Below are 17,944 nucleotides of genomic sequence, written 5' to 3' on the forward strand. Positions count from 1 at the left end.
GGACGGCTCAGCCCTCGCTCTCGAGCTCCCCGCTCCGTGCGACCTCGCCGTACCAGCGGGCGCTGGGCTTGACCTGGCGCTCGAAGGTCTCGGGGTCCCAGGCGAGCAGGCCGAAGGTGGGGCGGAAGCCGCTGGCCCATTCGTAGTTGTCCAGCAGGGACCAGTACTGGAAGCCGCGCACGTCGATGCCGTCGGCCATGGCCCGGTGGATGCCCTCGAGGGAGCCCTGGACGTAGGCGCGGCGGCGGGTGTCGTCGGCGGTGGCGATGCCGTTCTCGGTGACCATCAGGGGCACGCCGCCGCTGAGCTCCCAGGCGCTGCGCAGTCCCAGCTCGGCGGCCTCGGGGAAGAACTCCCAGCCGGTGAGGGTGGTCTCGACGCCGTCGGCGACGGGCAGCGGGCCCTCGGGGCCGATGAAGGTGCGGGTGTACGCCTGGACGCCGAGGAAGTCGTCGCCCGCGGAGTTCTCGAGGTACCAGAAGTCGCGCGGGTAGCCGTACTCGTGGAGCTTCTCGGCGCTGCCCTCCTCGTCGGTCGCGTGGAAGGCCTGCGTGGCGATCGTCCAGCCGGAGAGGATCTCCGGCCGCGCCGAGAGGACCTCGCGGGAGGCCTTGTGGGAGGCGAGGAGCTGGTCGGCGACGTGGAGGTCGGGGAAGGCGAGGCCGTGGGCGACGAGGTTCTCGGCCTTCTCGCCGCCGGCGAGCATCGCGGCGATGTTCGGCTCGTTGATCGTGCACACGTAGCGGACGTCGTCGAGGATCGGCAGCACGGTCTCGGTGTACCGGGCGAAGAGCTCGGCGGCGTCGTCGGCCCGCCAGAAGCCGTCGCGCTCGAACCAGCGGGGGACCGTGAAGTGCATGAGCGTGACGATCGGCTCGACGCCGTGCGCGAGGCAGGCGTCGATCATCCGCCGGTAGTGGGCGAGCTCGGCGCGGGAGACGAACCCTCGCTCGGGCTCGATGCGGGCCCACTCGATGCTGAAGCGGTAGGAGTTCATCCCCAGCTCCGCGAGGATCCGGATGTCCTCCTCGAAGCGGTGGTAGCTGTCGGCGGCGTCGCCGCTGGGCTCGACGACGGGGGAGTCGGGCCGATGCTCCATCTCCCACCAGTTCGAGTTGATGTTGTTGCCCTCGATCTGGTGGGCGGCGGTCGCGGCGCCCCAGAGGAAGCCGTCGGGGAATCGCAGGGTGGACATGGGTCTCCTGTCGCAGAGGTCGGGTCGGGGAGGCGGCGGGCCCGGTCGGGCCGGTCCCACCGCCGGGATCGGGGCGCGGCGGGCTCAGAGCCCGTGCACGCGCCCGGGGCGGGGGATCGCCTCGAGCAGGCGGATCGTGTACTCGTCGCGGGGATGGCGCATGACCTGCGCCGTCGGCCCCTGCTCGACGACCCGGCCGTCGTGCAGGACGAGGATGTCGTCGGTGACGAGGCGGGCGCTGAGCAGGTCGTGCGTGATGTAGAGGAGCGACATGCCGGTGCGCTCGCGCAGGTCCCGCAGGAGCGAGAGCACGCCGGCCCGCAGCGACACGTCGAGCATCGAGACGGGCTCGTCGGCGATGATCACCTGCGGGTCCGCGGCGAGGGCGCGGGCGATGACGACCCGCTGGCGCTGGCCGCCAGAGAGCTGATGGGGCAGCTTCGCGGCGAACTGCTCGACGGGCGTGAGGCCCACCGTCTCCAGCAGCTCGAGCATGCGCCGGCGCAGGGCGTCCCCGCGCAGGTCCGTGAGGTTCACGAGCGCGCGGGTGATCGTGTACTCGACGGTGTTCAGCGGGTTCAGCGCCGCATACGGGTCCTGGAAGACCATCTGCACGGTCCTGCGCAGATCCCGCAGTCCCTGGCGTCGCAGGTCGCCGACGGACACGTCGCCCAGGCGGATCGTCCCCGAGGTCGGCCGCTCGACGCCGGTGATCAGCTTCGCGAGGGTCGACTTCCCGCTGCCGGACTGGCCGACGAGCGCGGTCGCGCCGCCGGGGGCGAGGGTGAAGCTGACGTCGTCGACGGCGAGCACGGGCGCGGCCTTCCGCCGCGGCGGGGCGAACAGCTTGGTCACGCCCTCGAGCCGCAGCTCCGGCCCGTCGGACGAGCGAGTCGACGAACCGGCCGGCGGCGCGCTCGGCGCCTCGAGCCCGGGCAGCGAGACGTGCTCGTCGCGGGGGTCGGCGAAGTGGCTCAGCAGCATCTGCGTGTAGGCGTGCTGCGGGCGGCGGAGGATGTCGGCGCTGGGGGCGTCCTCGACCACGCGGCCGTCGTGCATGACGAGCACGCGGTGCGCGGACTCGAGCACGACGCCCAGGTCGTGGCTGATGAGGATCGCCGTGAAGCCCTCGCTCGCCTGGAGCTCGCGGATGGTGTCCATGACGGCGTGCTGGACGAGCACGTCGAGCGCGGTCGTCGGCTCGTCGAACACCATGAGGCGGGGCTCGAGGGAGAGCGCGAGCGCGATCGTCACGCGCTGGCGCATGCCGCCGGAGAGCTCGAAGGGGTAGCGGTCCAGGACCTCGGGGCCGAGGGACACCTTCCCCACGAGCTCCTCGGCGCGGGCGTCGCGATGGGCGGCGGGCACGTGGCGGTGCGCGCGGAAGATGTCGTGGAAGTGCTTGCGGACGGTGCGCACGGGGTTCAGCGCGTTCATCCCGGACTGCAGGACCATCGCGAAGCCGCCGCGGCGCTGGGTGCGCAGGGTCTCGGCGGGCATGTGGGCGATGTCGACGCCGTCGAAGAGGACCTGGCCGCCCTCGATGCGGGCGGGGGCCTTCGCGAGCGCGGTGAGCGCGAAGCCGAGGGTCGACTTGCCGGAGCCGGACTCGCCGACCAGGCCGATGAACTCGCCGGGCGCGACGTCGAAGGACACCTCCTTGACCGCATGGGTGGGAGGGGCGCCGACGGGCTCGTAGACGACGGAGAGGTCGCGGACGCTCAGGAGCGGGCCGTCGGCCGCGGTGGGGGACTCGGAGGTGGTGATCGCAGCGGTGCTCATCGCCCGGTGCTCCCTTCCCGCAGACGGGGGTTGGAGATCCCGTCGACGCCGAAGTTGATGAGGGTCAGCGAGGTCGCCAGCAGGGCGATGCACAGGCCGGGCGCGAACAGCAGCGCCCACTGGCCCGTGAGCAGGGCGTTCGAGTTCTGCGCCCAATAGATCATCGTGCCCCAGCTGATGACGGTGGAATCGCCCAGGCCCAGGTACTCCAGGCCCGCCTCGGCGAGGATCGCGGAGGTGGCGGCCCCGAAGAAGCTCCCGGTGATCAGGGAGGTCATGTTCGGGAGGATCTCGCGGAAGATGATCCGCGGCGCCCGCTCGCCGGAGAACCGGGCGGACTCGACGAAGTCGCTGCCGCGCAGGGTCCGGGTCTGGCTGCGCAGGACGCGCGCGCCCCAGGCCCAGCCGGTGATCGCGATGACCGCGATGATCACCGAGATCCCGCCGTTGCTGAGATACGTGGCGACCACGATCATCAGCGGCAGACCCGGGATCACCAGGAACATGTTGACGATGAAGTTGATGATGTCGGCGGCGATGCCGCGCAGATAGCCCCAGGTCAGGCCCACGACGACGGAGATGACGGTCGCGATGCCGCCGGCCAGGAAGCCGACGACCAGCGAGATCCGGGCGCCGTGCAGCAGCTGGCTGAGCACGTCCTCGCCGGCCGCGGTCGTCCCCAGCCAGTGCTGGGGGGAGGCGTCGAGGTTGCGGTCGAAGGCGTTCGACGTCGGATCGTAGGGCGCGAGGACGGGCGCGGCGATCGCGATGACGACGAAGACGCCGAGCACGATCAGGCCGATGCGCGCCTTGCGGTTGCCCCACACCGTGCGCAGCCCGCCGAGCAGGCCCGCGAGGGCCGGATGCCGGCGCGGGGCCGACGGGCCGGGTGCGCCGGTCGCGTCCGATGCGCCGGTCGCGTCTGCGGGGCCGGTCGAGCCGGTCGGGCCGGTCGGGTCGCTCGGGTCGGGCGCGGGGGCGCCGGATGCGGTCGGGTTCTGGGGTGCGCTCATCGCCTCGTCCTCGGGTCGAGAATGCCGTACATGATGTCCACCAGCAGGTTCGCGATCAGGACGCTGACGGTGATCATCAGGAAGATCGCCTGCATCAGCGGGTAGTCCTGGCCGGTGACCGCGTTGAACAGGAGGAAGCCGATCCCCGGATAGCCGAAGACCTGCTCGACCAGCACCGAGCCGCCGACCACGCCGCCGAGCGCCATGCCGAAGCCGGTGAGGTTCGGGAGGATCGCGTTGCGGGCCGCGTACTGCAGGGCGACGGTGCGCCCGGAGATGCCGTTGGCCTCCGCGAAGGTCACGTGGTCCTCGCCGAGGGTCGTGATCATCGCGTTGCGCATGCCGATGATCCAGCCGCCCAGGGAGGTGATCAGCATCGTCGCCGCCGGGAGGGCCGCGTGGTAGAGGGCATCCTTGATGAATGCCCAGTTCAGGCCTGGGACCGTGGTCGCCGAGTAGGCGCCGAAGGTGGGGAACAGGTGCCCGACGTAGCCCAGGAAGAACAGCAGCAGCAGGGCGGTCCAGAAGTAGGGGAAGGTCCCCAGGAAGCTGCCGCCGACGGTCGGCAGGGCGTCCAGCCAGGTGCCGCGCTTCCAGGCGGCGAGGACGCCGAGCAGGGTGCCGATGATGAACGCGGCGATCGTCACCAACCCCACCAGGATCAGCGTGTAGGGGAGGGCCTGGGCGACGAGGCCCGCGACGGGCTCGGGGTAGAAGGCGTAGGAGACGCCGAAGTCGAGGGAGACGACCTGGCGGAGGTAGTCGGCGTACTGCTGGAGGATGCTGCCGTCGGGGACGCCGAGCTGGGCCTCGACGGCCCGACGGGTCTCCTCGGTGACGGGCCCGTTCTGCGCGAGCTTCGCGAGGGCGGCGTCGGCCGGGGAGCCCGGCATGAGGCGCGGCAGCAGGAAGTTGATGGTGACGGCGGCCCACAGGGTGAGCGCGAACCATCCCAGTCGCTGGAGGACGTACTTCATCGGGCTCTCACTCGCCTTCCTGGGCGACGCGGCGCACCCGGGTCAGGACCCGCAGCGGGGAGGACCCGTAGGTCTGCAGGGGTGCGTAGGGGTCGTCCTCGGTGGGCCAGCCGGTGAACCGGCCGTCGTTGTACAGGCCCCAGAGGCCGCCGTAGTACATGGCCACGATCGGCACGTCGTCGTGGAAGATCTCCTGCAGGCGCTGGAGGATCTGCGTCTGCTCGTCCTCGTCGACGCTGCCGCGGTAGGTCGCGATCAGCTCGTCGACCTCGTCGTTGCGATACCGGATCCGGTTGTTCTGGCTGGTCTCGCCGATCGGCGCGTAGTACTCGCCGGAGAGCAGGTTCGAGAATCCCTCGAAGGCGTCGGACCCGTTGGAGGAGCCGACGGCGACGGTGTAGTCGCCGCTGGAGAGGTTGGCCTCGTAGGCGGCGGGCTGCGGCGCATCGATGGTGACCTCGATGCCGATCTCGGCGAGCTCGCGCTGGACCTCCTGCACCGCCCGCAGCCAGTCGGTGTAGCCGTTGGCGGTGGAGATCGCGAAGGTGAAGGGCTCGCCGTCGGGCGTGCGCATCGTGGTGCCGTCGTAGGTGAAGCCGGCCTTCTCGAAGGACTCGATCGCGGCGTCGGTGTCGCGGGCGATCATGCCGCGGTCCGGCAGGTCGGGGTTCAGCAGGTCCTCCTGGTTGGGCAGGAGCAGACCGGACTGGCTGGCCTCGTCCATGTAGCCCTCGGCGGCGACCTCGCCGACCTGGCCGCCGTCGATCGCGAGCGCGAGCCCGCGGCGGACATGGACGTCGTCGAAGGGCGCGACGTCGTGGTTGGGGTGCAGGCCGATGATGCCGCCCGGCGGGAACCAGAAGCGGTTGTGGTCGTTGGCGGCCATCCAGGTGCCCTCGACGTCGCTCATGTACGCGTACGCCCAGTCGTAGCCCTTGGTGACGAGGTCGAGCTGCTCGCTCGCCGCCGGGTAGACCAGGTGCTCGACGTCGATCGCGTCGGCCTGCCAGTAGCCGGGGTAGCGGTCGAGCGCGTACTGCAGGGAGGTGAAGCTGCCCAGCGTGTACGGGCCGGAGCCGATGGGCTCCTCGTTGCGCCAGGTGGAGGGGTCCTCGATCGTCGACCAGATGTGCTCGGGCACGATCACGGTCTTGCCGATCGTCGAGACGGCGGGGGAGTCGGGGCCCTGCAGCGTGAAGGTCAGGGTCGAGCCCTCGGTCTCCACGGACTCCAGACGGCCCCACACCCCGGCGGTGTCGTTCGCCGGGAAGTCCTTCAGCATCCGGAACGTGTAGGCGACGTCGTCGGCCGTCAGATCGGTGCCGTCGTGCCAGGTTGCGCCCTCGCGGAGGGTCATGACGATCTGCTGCGGGTCCGGCTGCTCCCAGCTCTCGGCGAGCCACGGGACGAGGCTGCCGTCGAGCGGGTTGATCCAGATCAGGGGCTCGTAGATGATCGTCGCGGCCGTGCGGGGGCTCGGCTGGAACGGGTTGAAGTTCGCCGTGAAGGTGGGCGTGCCCTTGTCGCCGGCGATGAGCATGGTGTCCGCGCCGATGGTCGGGTCGGGCACGCTGCGGATCTGCAGGGAGCAGCCGGAGGCGAGCAGCCCGGCGGCGCCGAGCGAGCCGCCCGCGAGCAGGGTGCGTCGGCTCGGTCGCAGGCTGCGCTGCGCCGGGCGCGGGTCGTGCTGCGCCGGCCGCGGCGCGCTGGGCCGCGGATGCGGGGTGCGCCCCCTCGGGGGCAGCGGTGGGGTGGGTGCCACGGAAGTTCGTCCTCACGCCGTCGTACGGGACCGGCTCGCCGCGGGAGGTCGCTCTCCCCGGTGGCCGTGCGGTGTGACTGTATGCGCTTACATTCTCCCGCGCAAGCCCCCAGGTCGCTCGGGCGGAAGACGGGCGGGCGCCTCAGGCGGCTGGTCCGCAGCTGGCGCGCAGCAGCACGTCCACCGGGAGCCGACGATGCACGGCCTCCGCGTCGGGCTCGCCGATGCGCCGCAGCAGCAGGTCCACGGCCTGGATGCCGAGGTCGATCATGGGCTGGCGCACCGTGGTCAGCGGCGGGGAGGAGTGCCGGCTCTCGTCGATGCCGTCGAAGCCCGTGACCACGCAGTCCTCGGGCACGCGCACGCCCGCCTCGCGGAGCGCCGCGAGGGCGCCCAGCGCGCTCTGGTCGTTCGCGCCGACGACCGCCGCGGGCGGACGCCCGGAGGCGCCGGCCAGATGGGCGCGGACCGCGCGATGGCCGCCCCGCCAGGTGAAGTCCGCGAGCACCGCGTCCCAGGGCTCGGCGGAGCCGGCGATCGCGTCGTGGAAGCCGCGGTCGCGGCCGGCGGCGTCGGGCGAGGTCGGCGGGCCCTCGAGGTAGAGCAGGGGGCCGGGCGGCTTGACCGCGAGCACGTGCCGCACGAGCGCCGACATACCGCCGCGGTTGTCCACGCCGATCGAGTCGGCGGGGGCGTCGTCGTCGGAGCGTCCGGCGACCTCGACCAGCGGGATCCGGGCCGCGGCCTGCGCGAGCAGGTCGTCGGGGATCGTGCGGGAGACGACCGCGAGGCCGTCGACCCGCCCGGCGAGGTCGTGGAGGACGACGTCGCGGCTCACGCTCGTGCCGGCGGCGACCAGCAGGGCGAAGCCCGAGCGCCAGGCCGCGGCCTCGGCGCCGCGCAGCAGCTGCTCGAAGTAGCGGGCGGCGTACTGCTCGGAGCTGCCGTCGTCGCGGTCGTCGAGGAAGACGACCTCGCCGGCCTCCGCGGGAGCGCGACGGCTGTCCGAGGGGATGTCATGGCCGGGGATCAGCAGGCCCAGCACGCCCGTGCGCCGGCCGGCGAGGCCGCGCGCGCTCGCATTGGGCACGTACCCGAGCGCCGAGACGGCCTCGAGGACCCGGGCGCGGGTCGCGGCGCTGACCTTCTCCGGCTGCCGGAGCACGCGGGAGACGGTCGCGATGGAGACGTCGGCCTCGCGGGCGACGTCGTAGACGGTCGGCTGCTTCCTGGTGGACACGCCTGGCCTCTCGTCGGGCGGGTGGGACGTTGCGCGGGCTCGTCGAGGCCGACGGGCGGGCCCCCGCACCGTACCCGACGGCGGAGACCGTCCGTCGTCGGCCCGGCCGCGCCGTCCCGACGCCGCCCGCCTATTCGGCCCGCTCGAGGCGCCCGCCGTCGATCTCGTGGATCTCGTCGGCGAGCAGGCTCAGGTCGTCATCGTCGTGGCTGGTCAGGATCAGGGTGCCGCCGGCCTCGCGGTGCGCCGCGAGCTTCTCGCGGACGAGGGCGGCCGACGAGCGGTCCAGGGCGTTGAAGGGTTCGTCGAGCAGCAGCACGCGCTGCCCCTCCATCGTCGCTTGGGCGAGGGAGAGCTTCTGCTTCATGCCCAGCGAGTACCGGCCCACGCGGGTGCGGTTGTCGGGGTCGAGGCCGAGTTCGACCATCGCGGCGCGGACCTCTTCGGGCCCGACGAGCCCGCGGATGCGCGCGAGCGCCAGCAGGTTGTCGAGGCCGCTGCGGCTCGCGATGTAGCCGGGGCGGTCGATGAGGATGCCGAAGTCCTTCGGGAAGGCGTCGAGCGGGCCGAGGAAGCGCGGGTCGATCCGCGCCGTCCCGTGGTCGGGGTGCACGAAGCCGCACAGCAGCCGGAACAGGACCGACTTCCCCGAGCCGTTCGGGCCGCGGATCCCGTAGCTGCGGCCCTCCTCGATGGCGAGGTCGACGCCGCTGAACAGCTCGATCCCTCCGTAGCTCTTGGAGACGTCGGTGAGTTCAATGACGGGCATGGGGTCTCCCGGTGATCAGGCGCTGGGGAGCGCGGAGCGTGGTGACGGCGAGGCCGAGCAGGGTGAGGGCGAGGGAGGAGGCGGCGAGGATCGCGGTGCCGCGGGCGGGGGTGTAGCCGGCCGTGTCGAGCAGCCCGAGCATGCTCCCGCCGGAGGGGGCGAATCCGTGGGTGAGCATCGGGAGGCCGAGCACGGCGAGGATCAGCAGGGCGATCAGTCCGGCGACCTCCGACCCGGTCAGCAGGACGACCAGCACGGCCAGGGTCGTCGTGATGTAGATCTGCAGCACGCCGTGGAGGGCGAACTGGTGCCAGAGCATCGGGGGATCCTCGACGGAGAGGGTGCGCCCGCCGACGACGGCGAGCAGCGCGAGCAGGGTCAGCAGCGCTGCGACAACGACCGCCGCGACGAGCAGGTTCCGCAGGAGGATGGTTCGCAGCCACGGCGAGATCCGTCCGTGCCGCACGGCGATCAGGCCTATCCGCGGCAGGCTGTCCGTCTCCAGCGACAGCACCGCCAGGTACCCCGGGCCGAGGAAGACCAGCGTGTACAGCAGGTACCGCGTCAGCGAGAAGGACTCGCCGGAGGCCCCGTAGAACGTCTCGCGGACCAGTTCGGAGAAGCTCGCGGCCTCGGAGGAGAGGGCGCTGAGCACCAGCAGCACGATGCACAGCGCCGAGTAGGCCAGGACGGGCCGGAGGCGGGCCGACGGCGGGGTCGGGTGCGCGTCGACGATCCGTGCCGCCCCGACGGTCGCAGCGATCAGCAGGCAGAGGACCAGGATCGGGCTCGCCGGCCATCCGACCGGATGCCCGGCGATGAGGGTGATGAGGGACTGCGCCCCCGCCGAGGGGATCTTGAACAGCAGCAGGGGGATCGTCAGCCCGAGCAGGCAGGCGACCACGAGCACGATCGGCCGATGCCGGGTCGCGAGCAGGGTCGCGAGCGCGATGCCGGCGAAGATCGCGAGGAGCCCGCACAGCGTGAGCACGAGCTGCAGGAGGATCGCGAGCAGGGGCGGCACGCCGCTGACCGCCCAGAGCGGCAGCAGTTGGCCGAGGACGTCCTCGGCGGCGGCAATCGTCCACCGTCCTGTCCAGGGCAGGCCCGCGGAGCTGGCGATGCCGGCGACCAGGAGGATCGCGACGAGGCTCGCGGCCTCGCGGGCGGCATCGACGCACTGCATCAGCAGCCAGCGTGCGCGGGAGCCGTGCCGCAGCAGGACGATCGGATCGGCGGCAGTCGACAGCGTCAGGCCCGCCCGGATCACCCAGAAGGACACGCTGAAGACGACCACGATGTAGGGGTCCTGGATGACCTCGAGGACGGCCTCCGGGGCGCTCGGGAGCTGGCCGTTCTCTGCGCTGCGGTCGACGAGCCCGCTCGTCGACCGCAGCGCCAGGAGCATGACGACGACGCCGTAGAGGAGCCGGTACCAGGTCAGATAGAGGGAGGCGGGGCTCATCGGAAGACCGGGATCTCCTGACCGCGCCAGCGGAGGAGACCGGCCAGCGCGGCGAGAGCGGCCAGCCACCAGAGGAGCGGGACGGCGGCCGTCCAGATCGGCGCCTGCACGACGCTGAAGGGATCGATCGAGGAGACCGCCCTGAGCAGGGCGTTGCCCGAGAACTCCATCGCCACGTTGTCGGCGAAGATCCCGATCAGGGGGAGCGAGAGCGCGAGCGCCCGACGCCCGGTGAGCAGGAGGATGAGGAAGCTCATCAGCGAGAAGACGGCGGCCCAGAGCCCCTGCCAGAGCGCGAAGACGATGACGTACAGAGGCGTGCTGATCGCTGTGAGCTGCGTGAACATCGCGACCTCGGCGTCGCCGGGCCGACCTCCGTCGAGCCCGAACGGCCCCAGCACGAAGGCGTAGACCCCGAGCAGGAGAGTGCCGCCGGTGAGCACCGCGGCCGGGATCAGGGCGCTCCGCAGCGCATGCCGACGGAGGGTCTCCCGCGGAGAGCGGCGCGTGCGCGTGTAGAGCAGCCAGCCGTCGGCGACCTGGCCGGAGAACGGCGCCACATAGAGCAGGGCGGCGAGGAGAGGCCCCAGAGCGGACGGCAGCAGGAAGCCGAACGAGAAGAGCGTCAGCGGCCCGGGGACCTCGCTGTTGCTGGCCGTCTTCACTGCGGTCGCCAGAGGCAGCAGGAGGACGATGACGACGAGCATCCACCAGGCGGGCGAGCGCGTGGGGGAGAGCGGGTCGCGGATCCGCGGCCGGGGCGATGCGGTGAGGGGTGATGCGAGGGTCACGGCGAGGAGCTTTCCGGAGAGGAGGGTCGGAACGGCGCCTGCCGTTCCGACCTGTTGGCGATGCGCGATAGATTACTGGCTTCGCCACTTCCCCTCGACCTGGAGTTCCTGGAGTGTCAGAAGGTCATTGCTGAACTGGAGGCGGACGGACTCACCCTTCTTGAACTTGTTGGTGAAATTGATGTTCTTTCCGTCACCCAAGTTCCGCTTCCATGACGAACTTCCGAAGTAGGGCCCCTGGACCCGGGCGTCAACGACGTGGTCCCCTCCGACCGTCAGACTCAGAATCTGAACATTGGCATTCGATATGGACTTGGTCTGATATGAGGTGTATCCACTTCCATTGATGCGGGGAACTGTGGTGCTGAAGGATTTGTAGCTGGTTCCAGCGTAGGCGGCACCCATTCCGCCGCACATGACCAGTCCGAGCATGACGCTCGCGATGAGCTTGGTTCCAGGGATCTTCATGATTGTTGCCCTCTCGAGTTGTGAAACGTAAGCGGGAACTTACGTCTGGCGCAGAGTGACATAAATGGATAAGGGGGGGTGGTGTCTCGAATGGCGAGATGCGCTGCCTGCTGGTAGTTGGCGGTCCGGACGACGACGCTCGTGTGCATGTAGATCGGGCCCTTGGTCCCTCGGGGCACCCCTAGGCGCCCGTACGGTGGAGCCATCGCTCCGAGGAGGGCTCGCAAGAGCTTCGCCGCGGCGGCGGCATCGACGGGTCGGCAGGGGAGAGCGGACCCGGAGACACGAAGGGCGACGGATCCGATCCGTCGCCCTTCGCTGGTTCCTGAGAAGGTCTCGCCCCGAGGTGCTCGGGTCGCGCCGCACCGACGGCGGTGGTGCCTCTGCGCACACCCCTCACCCCAAGTGGTTGAAAGTTGGATCAGAAGGGCGCATGATGGGGGCATCCGCAGACCTCCTGGAAGGACGCCCGCCATGACTTCGACCGCACCCGCTTCCCCTGTCGTCCCCGGCGCCGACGCCCGCCCCGCGGTCGACGGCCAGCACCTCTCCGACCGCCTCGCCATGGACGCCGTCACCCTGCGCGTCGGCGACCTCGAGCTCATGAGCTCCTACTACGAGAACGCGCTGGCGCTCGCGCCGATCGAGGAGCGGGCCCGCGCGAACGGCGAGGTCCACCGCGTCCTCGGCCGCGGCGGCATCCCCTTCGTGCGGCTCGTCGCCACGCCCGGACTGCCTGCCGTCGACCCCCGCCAGGCCGGCCTGTTCCACACCGCCTTCCTCTTCGAGGACGAGGCCGCGCTCGCCGGCACCGTGCTGCGCGCCGCCCAGGATCCGCGCTCGCGCTTCGCCGGCACCGGCGACCACCTCGTCTCCGAGGCGTTCTACTTCACCGACCCCGAGGGCAACGGCATCGAGCTGTACCGCGACCGTCCCCGCGACACCTGGACCTGGGTCGACGGCCAGGTCGCCATGGACACCCTCTACCTGGACCCGAACGCCTACCTCTCCGAGCATCTGACGGAGGAGGTGTCCGCGGATCCCGGTCTGCGCCCCGGCATCGTCGGCCACGTGCACCTGCAGGTCGGCGACGTGGCCGCCGCCCGCGCCTTCTACATCGACGCCCTCGGCTTCGAGACGACCGTCGGCTCCCATCCGGGCGCGCTGTTCGCCGCCGCCGGCGGCTACCACCACCACGTCGCGATGAACTCGTGGAACAGCCGCGGCGCCGGACCCCGTGCGACCAGCCTCGGCCTCGCCGACGTCGCCATCACCCTGCCCGCCCGCGAGGACCTCGACGCGCTCGTCGGCCGCCTCCGCAGCGCAGGGATCGAGCACGCCGACGACGGCCGCTCCGTGCGCGTCAGCGACCCGTGGGGCACCCCGGTGACGCTCAGCCTCCCCGGCACCGGGACCGAGGAGCTCCTCGCCCGCTGAGGCGGCGCGAGGGCCGGCCGCGCGGCTCAGCCCCGCGCGCCGGCCTCGTCGGCGATCTGCCGCAGCGCCTGGCGGAAGGTCTCCAGGGGGAGGGCTCCGGGCGCGGTGTAGCGGTCGTCGAACAGGAAGAAGGGGACGCCGCGGGCACCCATCTGCGCGGCCTCGCCGACCTCGGCGGAGACCGCCTGCTCGCTCGCAGCGCCGACCTCGCCGGTGCCCTCGTGGGCGGCCCGCGCGGTGTCCTCGGGGAGGCCCGCGGCGACGGCGCGCGCGATCACGGTGTCCGCGTCGAAGGGGTCGGCCGTGCCCGTGAAGTAGTCGCGCTGCAGGGACAGGAAGAACTGCGTGGCCGCGTCGGAGCCGAGCTCGGCGCCGACGGCCTGCATCGTGCGGTGGACGGCGCGGGTGCTCGCCATCGGGCGCTCGGCGACGAAGCCGCGGCCGAGCTCGGCCGCCATCTGCCCGATCTGCGCCTCCATCTCGCGCACCTGCTCCGCGGGGATGCCCTTCGCCTCGACCAGATGGTCGACGTTCGACCGTCCGGCGCCGACGGGGGCCGTCGGGTCCAGCTCGAAGGAGTGCGCGCGGACGCGGACCCTGTCGGTGAGGCCCTCGGCGGCGAGCGCATCGTGCAGACGGGCCTCCCCGATGTAGCACCAGGGGCAGACCACGTCCGTCCAGACGTCGATCGTGAACAGGGGCTCGCCCGCAGGGGAGGCCTCGACGGGCAGGTCGGTCGCATCGCTCATGTCCGCACCGTACTCCGCGCGCCTCCGCGGCTCCTCTGCGGCGCCTCCGCGGCGGCCGGGAGCCGAGCGCTCATCGACCCCTTCCCCGGCCTCCATCGTCCGGTCACCCGTCGGCCACACCGGTGCGCGAGCGTGGGTCCATGAACGGTGCAGAAGGCGCAGCGAGCGCAGCAGGCATGGTCGAGGACGTGGGCATGAGCACGGCCGAGGACGGCGGCATGAGGATCTCGGTGATCGGGGTCGGCTATCTCGGCGCGGTGCACGCAGCGAGCATGGCGGAGATCGGCCACGACGTCGTCGGCCTCGACGTCGACGCCGCCCGGATCGCGGCCCTCGCGGCCGGCCGCGCGCCCTTCCACGAACCCGGCTTCGAGGAGCTCCTGGGCCGGGGCCTCGATGCGGGGCGCCTGCGCTTCACCACCTCCGTCGACGAGATCGCCGACGCCGACGTCCACTTCCTCGCCCTCGGCACCCCGCAGCGGGAGGACGGCTTCGGCGCCGACCTCCGCCAGGTCCGCTCCGCGATCGACGCCCTCGCCGCCGCGCTCCTCGCGCGCCGCGCGGCCGGCGGCGACCGGGCCGACGCGCCGGTGCTCGTCGTCGGCAAGTCGACGGTCCCCGTCGGCACCGCCCGCGAGCTCGCCGCGCGCCTCGAGCAGGTGCCCGGAGTGCGCCTGCTGTGGAACCCCGAGTTCCTGCGCGAGGGCCGCGCGGTGGAGGACACCCTGCACCCGGACCGCCTCGTCTACGGGCTCCCCGACGAGAGCCTCGCCGGCGCCGCGTCCGACGCAGAGCCCGACGCCGAGTCCGGCTCCGGCGCCGCGTCCGCCTCGGACCCCGCGTCCGACGCCGCCGTGCGCATGCTCGACGCGGTGTATGCGCCGATCCTCGCCGAGGGCGCCCCGCGCCTGATCATGGGATGGGAGGCGGCCGAGCTGGTGAAGGTCTCCGCCAACGCCTTCCTCGCCACCAAGATCTCCTTCATCAACGCGGTCTCCGAGGTGTGCGAGGCCGCCGGCGCCGACATCGCCGACGTGTCCCGCGCGATCGGCCTCGACCCCCGCATCGGCCGGGACTTCCTGCGCGCCGGCGTCGGCTTCGGCGGCGGCTGCCTGCCCAAGGACGTCCGCGCGTTCATGGCCCGCGCCGAGGACCTCGGCGTCGGCCGCTCCCTGGCGATGCTGCGGGAGGTGGACTCCGTGAACGAGCGCCGCCGGGTCCGCGTCGTCGAGCTCGCCCGCGAGATGCTCGGCGACCTCGCCGGGCGACGGATCGCCCTGCTCGGCGCCGCCTTCAAGCCCGACAGCGACGACGTGCGGGACTCCCCGGCGCTCGCCGTGGCCGCGCGGCTCATGTCCGCGGGGGCCGACGTCGTCGTCGCCGACCCGGTCGCGGCGCAGGCCGCCCGTCGGGCCGTCGCGAACCTGCAGGCGGGGGAGGACGTCTCCGAGGCGCTCGCCGGCGCCGAGCTGACGATCCTGCTCACCGAGTGGCGCGAGTACCGCGACCTCGATCCGGCGGAGGCTGCGACGCTGGTCGCCGCCCCGCGGATGATCGACGGCCGCGGCGTCCTGGACCCGGTCCGCTGGGCCCGCGCCGGCTGGGAGCTGCGCGCGCTCGGCCGCGGCATCCGCCCGAGCGGCGCCGCCGCGGAGACGGTCGCCGCGGAGGTCGCCGACGCCCCGGCCGCGGCCCGCCGGGACCAAAGCCTCGAGCATTCTGCGATGTCCTCGTTGCAGAATTGATCCCGTGCGCGGTCGTCCGGGCCGCGCAGGGGATCGCCGAGGAGGGCGTATGAGCCACGACAGCACCGTCACCACTCTGAGCGCGATCGGGGACGGGCTCCGCGAGCGGGCGACGCTCGGGGCCGACGGCCGCGCCATGCACACCTTCCACGGCTCCGAGGACGCCCGGCTCATCCAGATGCTGCTGTTCCTCCGCGAGGGCCGCATGCTCGACGAGCACGAGAACCCCGGGGAGGCGATGCTCCAGGTCATCGAGGGCTCCGCCCGGCTCCTCGCCGGCGAGGACAGCTGGGATCTCGCCGCCGGCCAGCACGTGGTGATCCCGCAGCGGGATCATGCGCTGGTCGCGACCGAGGACACGCTGGTCCTCATCACCGCCGCTCGCGAGAACGGCTGAGGCCATGAGCGCCGACACCGTCGCGCACCTCCCGCAGGACGGGCGCAGCGCGACGACGATGCAGGGGCACTGGCTGCTCGCCCGCCTCGGCAAGCGGGTGCTGCGGCCCGGGGGTCGCGCGATGACGCGGGCGATGCTGCGCGCCGCCGACCTCCGCGGCTCCGACGTCGTCGAGCTCGCGCCCGGGCTCGGCCGCACCGCCGCGGACATCATGCGGGCCCGTCCCGCAGGCTACGTCGGCATCGAGCAGGACGCCGACGCGGTCCGCCTCGTCCAGCGGGTCGTCGGCGAGCGCGGGACCGTCCGCCAGGCCGACGCCGCGGATACGGGCCTGCCCGATGGGAGCGCCGACGTCGTGCTCGGCGAGGCGATGCTGACGATGCAGGGGGAGCGGGCGAAGGCCGCGATCGTCGCCGAGGCCGCGCGGGTGCTGCGGCCCGGCGGACGCTATGCCATCCACGAGCTCGCCCTCGTGCCCGATCATCTGGCCGACGGCACCAAGGAGGAGATCCGCGGCGCGCTCGCGCGCACGATCCGGGTGAATGCGCGGCCGCTGACGATCGCTGAATGGTCCGCCCTGCTGGCGCAGCACGACCTGCAGGTCGAGCATGTCGCGCAGGCCCCGATGGCGCTGCTGCAGCCGCGCCGGATCATCGCCGACGAGGGCCTCGCCGGCGCCGTCCGCTTCGCCCGCAACCTCGCGCGCGACACCGAGGCCCGCGACCGCGTGCTGCGGATGCGCCGCGTGTTCACCGCCCACCGCCGCCGCCTCGCCGGCGTCGCGATCGTCGCCGTCAAGCGCGGCTGACGGCAGGCTCGTCGGCTCCACCGGCCGCGCGGGTCGCAGCCCTGAGTTCGCTGGTCAACGCAGACACCATGCGGAATCTGGCCCCTGACAGGGCATCGCCCCCGTGGAGATCGCGACCGCGACGTAGATCCACCGGCTCGACATTTTCCGACCGCGTCTCTCCCTCGGTGGCCTCACCCAGCGGGTCTTCCGCCCCGCCGCCCGCCCCCTGTAGCGACCGTTCCCGAGCCGCACCCCCGAGACCCTCAGCGCCAGATAGCAGGCTCTCCATCAGAACTGGGGCTCGAGAGGGCGAGCGAACCGACGAGGGCCCGGACGGGAGGGGAATGGGCCCTCGTCAGTTGCGGTGGATCAGGTGAGCGTAGCGGTGCTGTGCTTGACGGCGTGGGTTGCGGAGAGCTGGTGGAGGAGTTCGCTGAGGCCGACGAGGTCGCGGGCCGTGAGAGCTCGGTTGAGCGCGTCGCGGTATTCGAACCATTCATCGGTGTCGACTCGCGTAGCGGCGAGCGGAGACGGGCTTTCGAGAAGACGGCGGGCCCATGCGATCAGCGTGTGCTCGGCATCTGCGTCAGCTGCACTGACCAGAGCGAGCGACGCGAGCAACTTCTCGATTTTCGCGTCGTCCCGATCATGCAACGCGGTGAACAGCTCCTGTCGGAGGGGTTCCATAGAAGTCGGAATGCACTCCTGTCGAGGGTATAGAAAAGCATCGACGCTGGATGCGTCGATGCCGACCAGAACGTAAGATCGTGGCGCTACTTACCCGCAAGAGCCGCTACTATCCAAAAGGAAGCCATGAGGTTCTTAGCGAGTATGAGGAGGTTGTTCATGTCGTCGTATGACGGTTTGCGACGGGGAGAGGCGATCAAAGCGCGCGGGGACGTGTACTCGGCGCGCTGCCCGTGTCGCGACCTGCTCGACGTGGTCGCGAACAAGTGGTCGGCCCTTGCGATCGGCGCGCTCGCCGACGGGCCAGTGCGGTTCGGGGCGCTGCAACGCCAGCTCGAGGGTGTCTCCCCGAAGGTCCTGACCGCGACGCTGCGCCGGTTGGAGGGATTCGGGCTCGTGCATCGCAAGGTCATCCCCGCCGTACCACTGCATGTCGAGTACACCCTCACGGATGCAGGGCGCAGTGCGCTCGAACCGATCTTTGCGCTGCGGGAATGGGCCGAGAGCAATTATCAGCTCGCCCGCGCCGCCGTCGACGCTGAAATAGCGGACGATGGCGCTGTCCCGGGTCACTGATTGCTCCGAGTGCTTTCCTTGGGGTTACTAGTCTCCCTTGCGGGTAACCGCAATCAGGCGAATAGCGTCACTGCCGCGGCGCCTGCGCTCGGCGGGCCTTG

General features: G+C 71.7%; 17 protein-coding genes. 5 read left to right on the forward strand and 12 right to left on the reverse strand.

What is annotated here, in order from left to right; all coding sequences use genetic code 11:
- Window positions 1-7 precede the first annotated feature (7 nt).
- The 10 genes from ACXET9_RS08055 to ACXET9_RS08100 form a co-directional block, all read right to left on the reverse strand.
- Window positions 8-1,195 carry a glycoside hydrolase family 1 protein gene (locus ACXET9_RS08055; RefSeq protein WP_457886001.1) on the reverse strand — a complete coding sequence of 396 codons (1,188 nt, stop codon included), beginning with the start codon at window positions 1,193-1,195 and terminating at the stop codon, window positions 8-10.
- An 84-nt stretch (window positions 1,196-1,279) separates the two neighbouring features.
- On the reverse strand, window positions 1,280-2,977 hold the full coding sequence (locus ACXET9_RS08060; RefSeq protein WP_457886002.1) for an ABC transporter ATP-binding protein: 1,698 nt from the start codon (window positions 2,975-2,977) through the stop codon (window positions 1,280-1,282).
- Window positions 2,974-3,990, reverse strand: a complete 1,017-nt coding sequence (locus ACXET9_RS08065) for an ABC transporter permease subunit (RefSeq protein ID WP_457886004.1) — start codon at window positions 3,988-3,990, stop codon at window positions 2,974-2,976. Before ACXET9_RS08065 ends, ACXET9_RS08060 begins: the two co-directional genes overlap by 4 nt.
- Entirely contained in the window at window positions 3,987-4,967 is a 981-nt protein-coding gene (locus ACXET9_RS08070; protein ID WP_457886006.1) for an ABC transporter permease, read from the reverse strand. The genes ACXET9_RS08065 and ACXET9_RS08070 overlap by 4 nt, the downstream gene beginning before the upstream one ends.
- 7 nt (window positions 4,968-4,974) lie before the next feature.
- Window positions 4,975-6,729, reverse strand: a complete 1,755-nt coding sequence (locus ACXET9_RS08075; RefSeq protein WP_457886008.1) for an ABC transporter substrate-binding protein — start codon at window positions 6,727-6,729, stop codon at window positions 4,975-4,977.
- A 142-nt stretch (window positions 6,730-6,871) separates the two neighbouring features.
- Window positions 6,872-7,969 carry a LacI family DNA-binding transcriptional regulator gene (locus ACXET9_RS08080; RefSeq protein ID WP_457886009.1) on the reverse strand — a complete coding sequence of 366 codons (1,098 nt, stop codon included), beginning with the start codon at window positions 7,967-7,969 and terminating at the stop codon, window positions 6,872-6,874.
- Between the two features lie 130 nt (window positions 7,970-8,099).
- Window positions 8,100-8,738: an ABC transporter ATP-binding protein gene (locus tag ACXET9_RS08085; RefSeq protein WP_457886010.1), complete on the reverse strand. Its 639-nt coding sequence runs from the start codon at window positions 8,736-8,738 to the stop codon at window positions 8,100-8,102.
- Complete coding sequence (locus ACXET9_RS08090; protein ID WP_457886011.1) at window positions 8,725-10,203, reverse strand: hypothetical protein; 1,479 nt, start codon at window positions 10,201-10,203, stop codon at window positions 8,725-8,727. Before ACXET9_RS08090 ends, ACXET9_RS08085 begins: the two co-directional genes overlap by 14 nt.
- Window positions 10,200-10,994 carry a hypothetical protein gene (locus ACXET9_RS08095; RefSeq protein ID WP_457886012.1) on the reverse strand — a complete coding sequence of 265 codons (795 nt, stop codon included), beginning with the start codon at window positions 10,992-10,994 and terminating at the stop codon, window positions 10,200-10,202. The genes ACXET9_RS08090 and ACXET9_RS08095 overlap by 4 nt, the downstream gene beginning before the upstream one ends.
- A gap of 72 nt (window positions 10,995-11,066) precedes the next feature.
- Window positions 11,067-11,462, reverse strand: coding sequence for a hypothetical protein (locus ACXET9_RS08100; RefSeq protein WP_457886013.1), 396 nt, complete (start codon window positions 11,460-11,462; stop codon window positions 11,067-11,069).
- 474 nt (window positions 11,463-11,936) lie between these two features.
- Between ACXET9_RS08100 and ACXET9_RS08105 the strand changes: the two genes are divergently transcribed.
- Window positions 11,937-12,899 carry a VOC family protein gene (locus tag ACXET9_RS08105; RefSeq protein ID WP_457886014.1) on the forward strand — a complete coding sequence of 321 codons (963 nt, stop codon included), beginning with the start codon at window positions 11,937-11,939 and terminating at the stop codon, window positions 12,897-12,899.
- A gap of 26 nt (window positions 12,900-12,925) precedes the next feature.
- Here the strand turns inward: ACXET9_RS08105 and ACXET9_RS08110 are convergent, their stop codons facing one another.
- Window positions 12,926-13,648 carry a DsbA family oxidoreductase gene (locus ACXET9_RS08110; protein ID WP_457886016.1) on the reverse strand — a complete coding sequence of 241 codons (723 nt, stop codon included), beginning with the start codon at window positions 13,646-13,648 and terminating at the stop codon, window positions 12,926-12,928.
- Between the two features lie 218 nt (window positions 13,649-13,866).
- On the opposite strand from ACXET9_RS08110, the gene ACXET9_RS08115 reads away from it, so the two are divergent.
- The 3 genes from ACXET9_RS08115 to ACXET9_RS08125 are packed head-to-tail and all read left to right on the forward strand — an operon-like array spanning window position 13,867 to window position 16,598.
- On the forward strand, window positions 13,867-15,393 hold the full coding sequence (locus ACXET9_RS08115) for a UDP-glucose dehydrogenase family protein (protein ID WP_457886279.1): 1,527 nt from the start codon (window positions 13,867-13,869) through the stop codon (window positions 15,391-15,393).
- Between the two features lie 49 nt (window positions 15,394-15,442).
- Complete coding sequence (locus ACXET9_RS08120; protein ID WP_457886017.1) at window positions 15,443-15,790, forward strand: cupin; 348 nt, start codon at window positions 15,443-15,445, stop codon at window positions 15,788-15,790.
- Between the two features lie 4 nt (window positions 15,791-15,794).
- A complete protein-coding gene (locus ACXET9_RS08125; protein WP_457886018.1) occupies window positions 15,795-16,598 on the forward strand; it encodes a class I SAM-dependent methyltransferase in 804 nt (267 codons plus the stop codon).
- Between the two features lie 351 nt (window positions 16,599-16,949).
- Here ACXET9_RS08125 and ACXET9_RS08130 read toward each other — a convergent pair whose 3' ends face one another.
- On the reverse strand, window positions 16,950-17,267 hold the full coding sequence (locus ACXET9_RS08130) for a hypothetical protein (RefSeq protein ID WP_457886019.1): 318 nt from the start codon (window positions 17,265-17,267) through the stop codon (window positions 16,950-16,952).
- Window positions 17,268-17,426: 159 nt separating this feature from the next.
- Between ACXET9_RS08130 and ACXET9_RS08135 the strand changes: the two genes are divergently transcribed.
- Window positions 17,427-17,843, forward strand: coding sequence for a winged helix-turn-helix transcriptional regulator (locus ACXET9_RS08135; RefSeq protein ID WP_457886020.1), 417 nt, complete (start codon window positions 17,427-17,429; stop codon window positions 17,841-17,843).
- Window positions 17,844-17,944 lie beyond the last annotated feature (101 nt).

Source organism: Brachybacterium netajii (SeqCode) (assembly GCF_054114245.1).

Excerpts from the sequence above, each read along its gene's own strand:
- ACXET9_RS08130 (WP_457886019.1), bottom strand. The coding sequence starts at position 17,267 with ATGGAACCCCTCCGACAGGAGCTGTTCACCGCGTTGCATGATCGGGAC.
- ACXET9_RS08070 (WP_457886006.1), bottom strand. The coding sequence starts at position 4,967 with ATGAAGTACGTCCTCCAGCGACTGGGATGGTTCGCGCTCACCCTGTGG.
- ACXET9_RS08105 (WP_457886014.1), top strand. The coding sequence starts at position 11,937 with ATGACTTCGACCGCACCCGCTTCCCCTGTCGTCCCCGGCGCCGACGCC.
- ACXET9_RS08125 (WP_457886018.1), top strand. The coding sequence starts at position 15,795 with ATGAGCGCCGACACCGTCGCGCACCTCCCGCAGGACGGGCGCAGCGCG.
- ACXET9_RS08115 (WP_457886279.1), top strand. The coding sequence starts at position 13,867 with ATGAGGATCTCGGTGATCGGGGTCGGCTATCTCGGCGCGGTGCACGCA.
- ACXET9_RS08100 (WP_457886013.1), bottom strand. The coding sequence starts at position 11,462 with ATGAAGATCCCTGGAACCAAGCTCATCGCGAGCGTCATGCTCGGACTG.
- ACXET9_RS08085 (WP_457886010.1), bottom strand. The coding sequence starts at position 8,738 with ATGCCCGTCATTGAACTCACCGACGTCTCCAAGAGCTACGGAGGGATC.
- ACXET9_RS08060 (WP_457886002.1), bottom strand. The coding sequence starts at position 2,977 with ATGAGCACCGCTGCGATCACCACCTCCGAGTCCCCCACCGCGGCCGAC.
- ACXET9_RS08110 (WP_457886016.1), bottom strand. The coding sequence starts at position 13,648 with ATGAGCGATGCGACCGACCTGCCCGTCGAGGCCTCCCCTGCGGGCGAG.
- ACXET9_RS08135 (WP_457886020.1), top strand. The coding sequence starts at position 17,427 with ATGTCGTCGTATGACGGTTTGCGACGGGGAGAGGCGATCAAAGCGCGC.
- ACXET9_RS08055 (WP_457886001.1), bottom strand. The coding sequence starts at position 1,195 with ATGTCCACCCTGCGATTCCCCGACGGCTTCCTCTGGGGCGCCGCGACC.
- ACXET9_RS08065 (WP_457886004.1), bottom strand. The coding sequence starts at position 3,990 with ATGAGCGCACCCCAGAACCCGACCGCATCCGGCGCCCCCGCGCCCGAC.
- ACXET9_RS08090 (WP_457886011.1), bottom strand. The coding sequence starts at position 10,203 with ATGAGCCCCGCCTCCCTCTATCTGACCTGGTACCGGCTCCTCTACGGC.
- ACXET9_RS08120 (WP_457886017.1), top strand. The coding sequence starts at position 15,443 with ATGAGCCACGACAGCACCGTCACCACTCTGAGCGCGATCGGGGACGGG.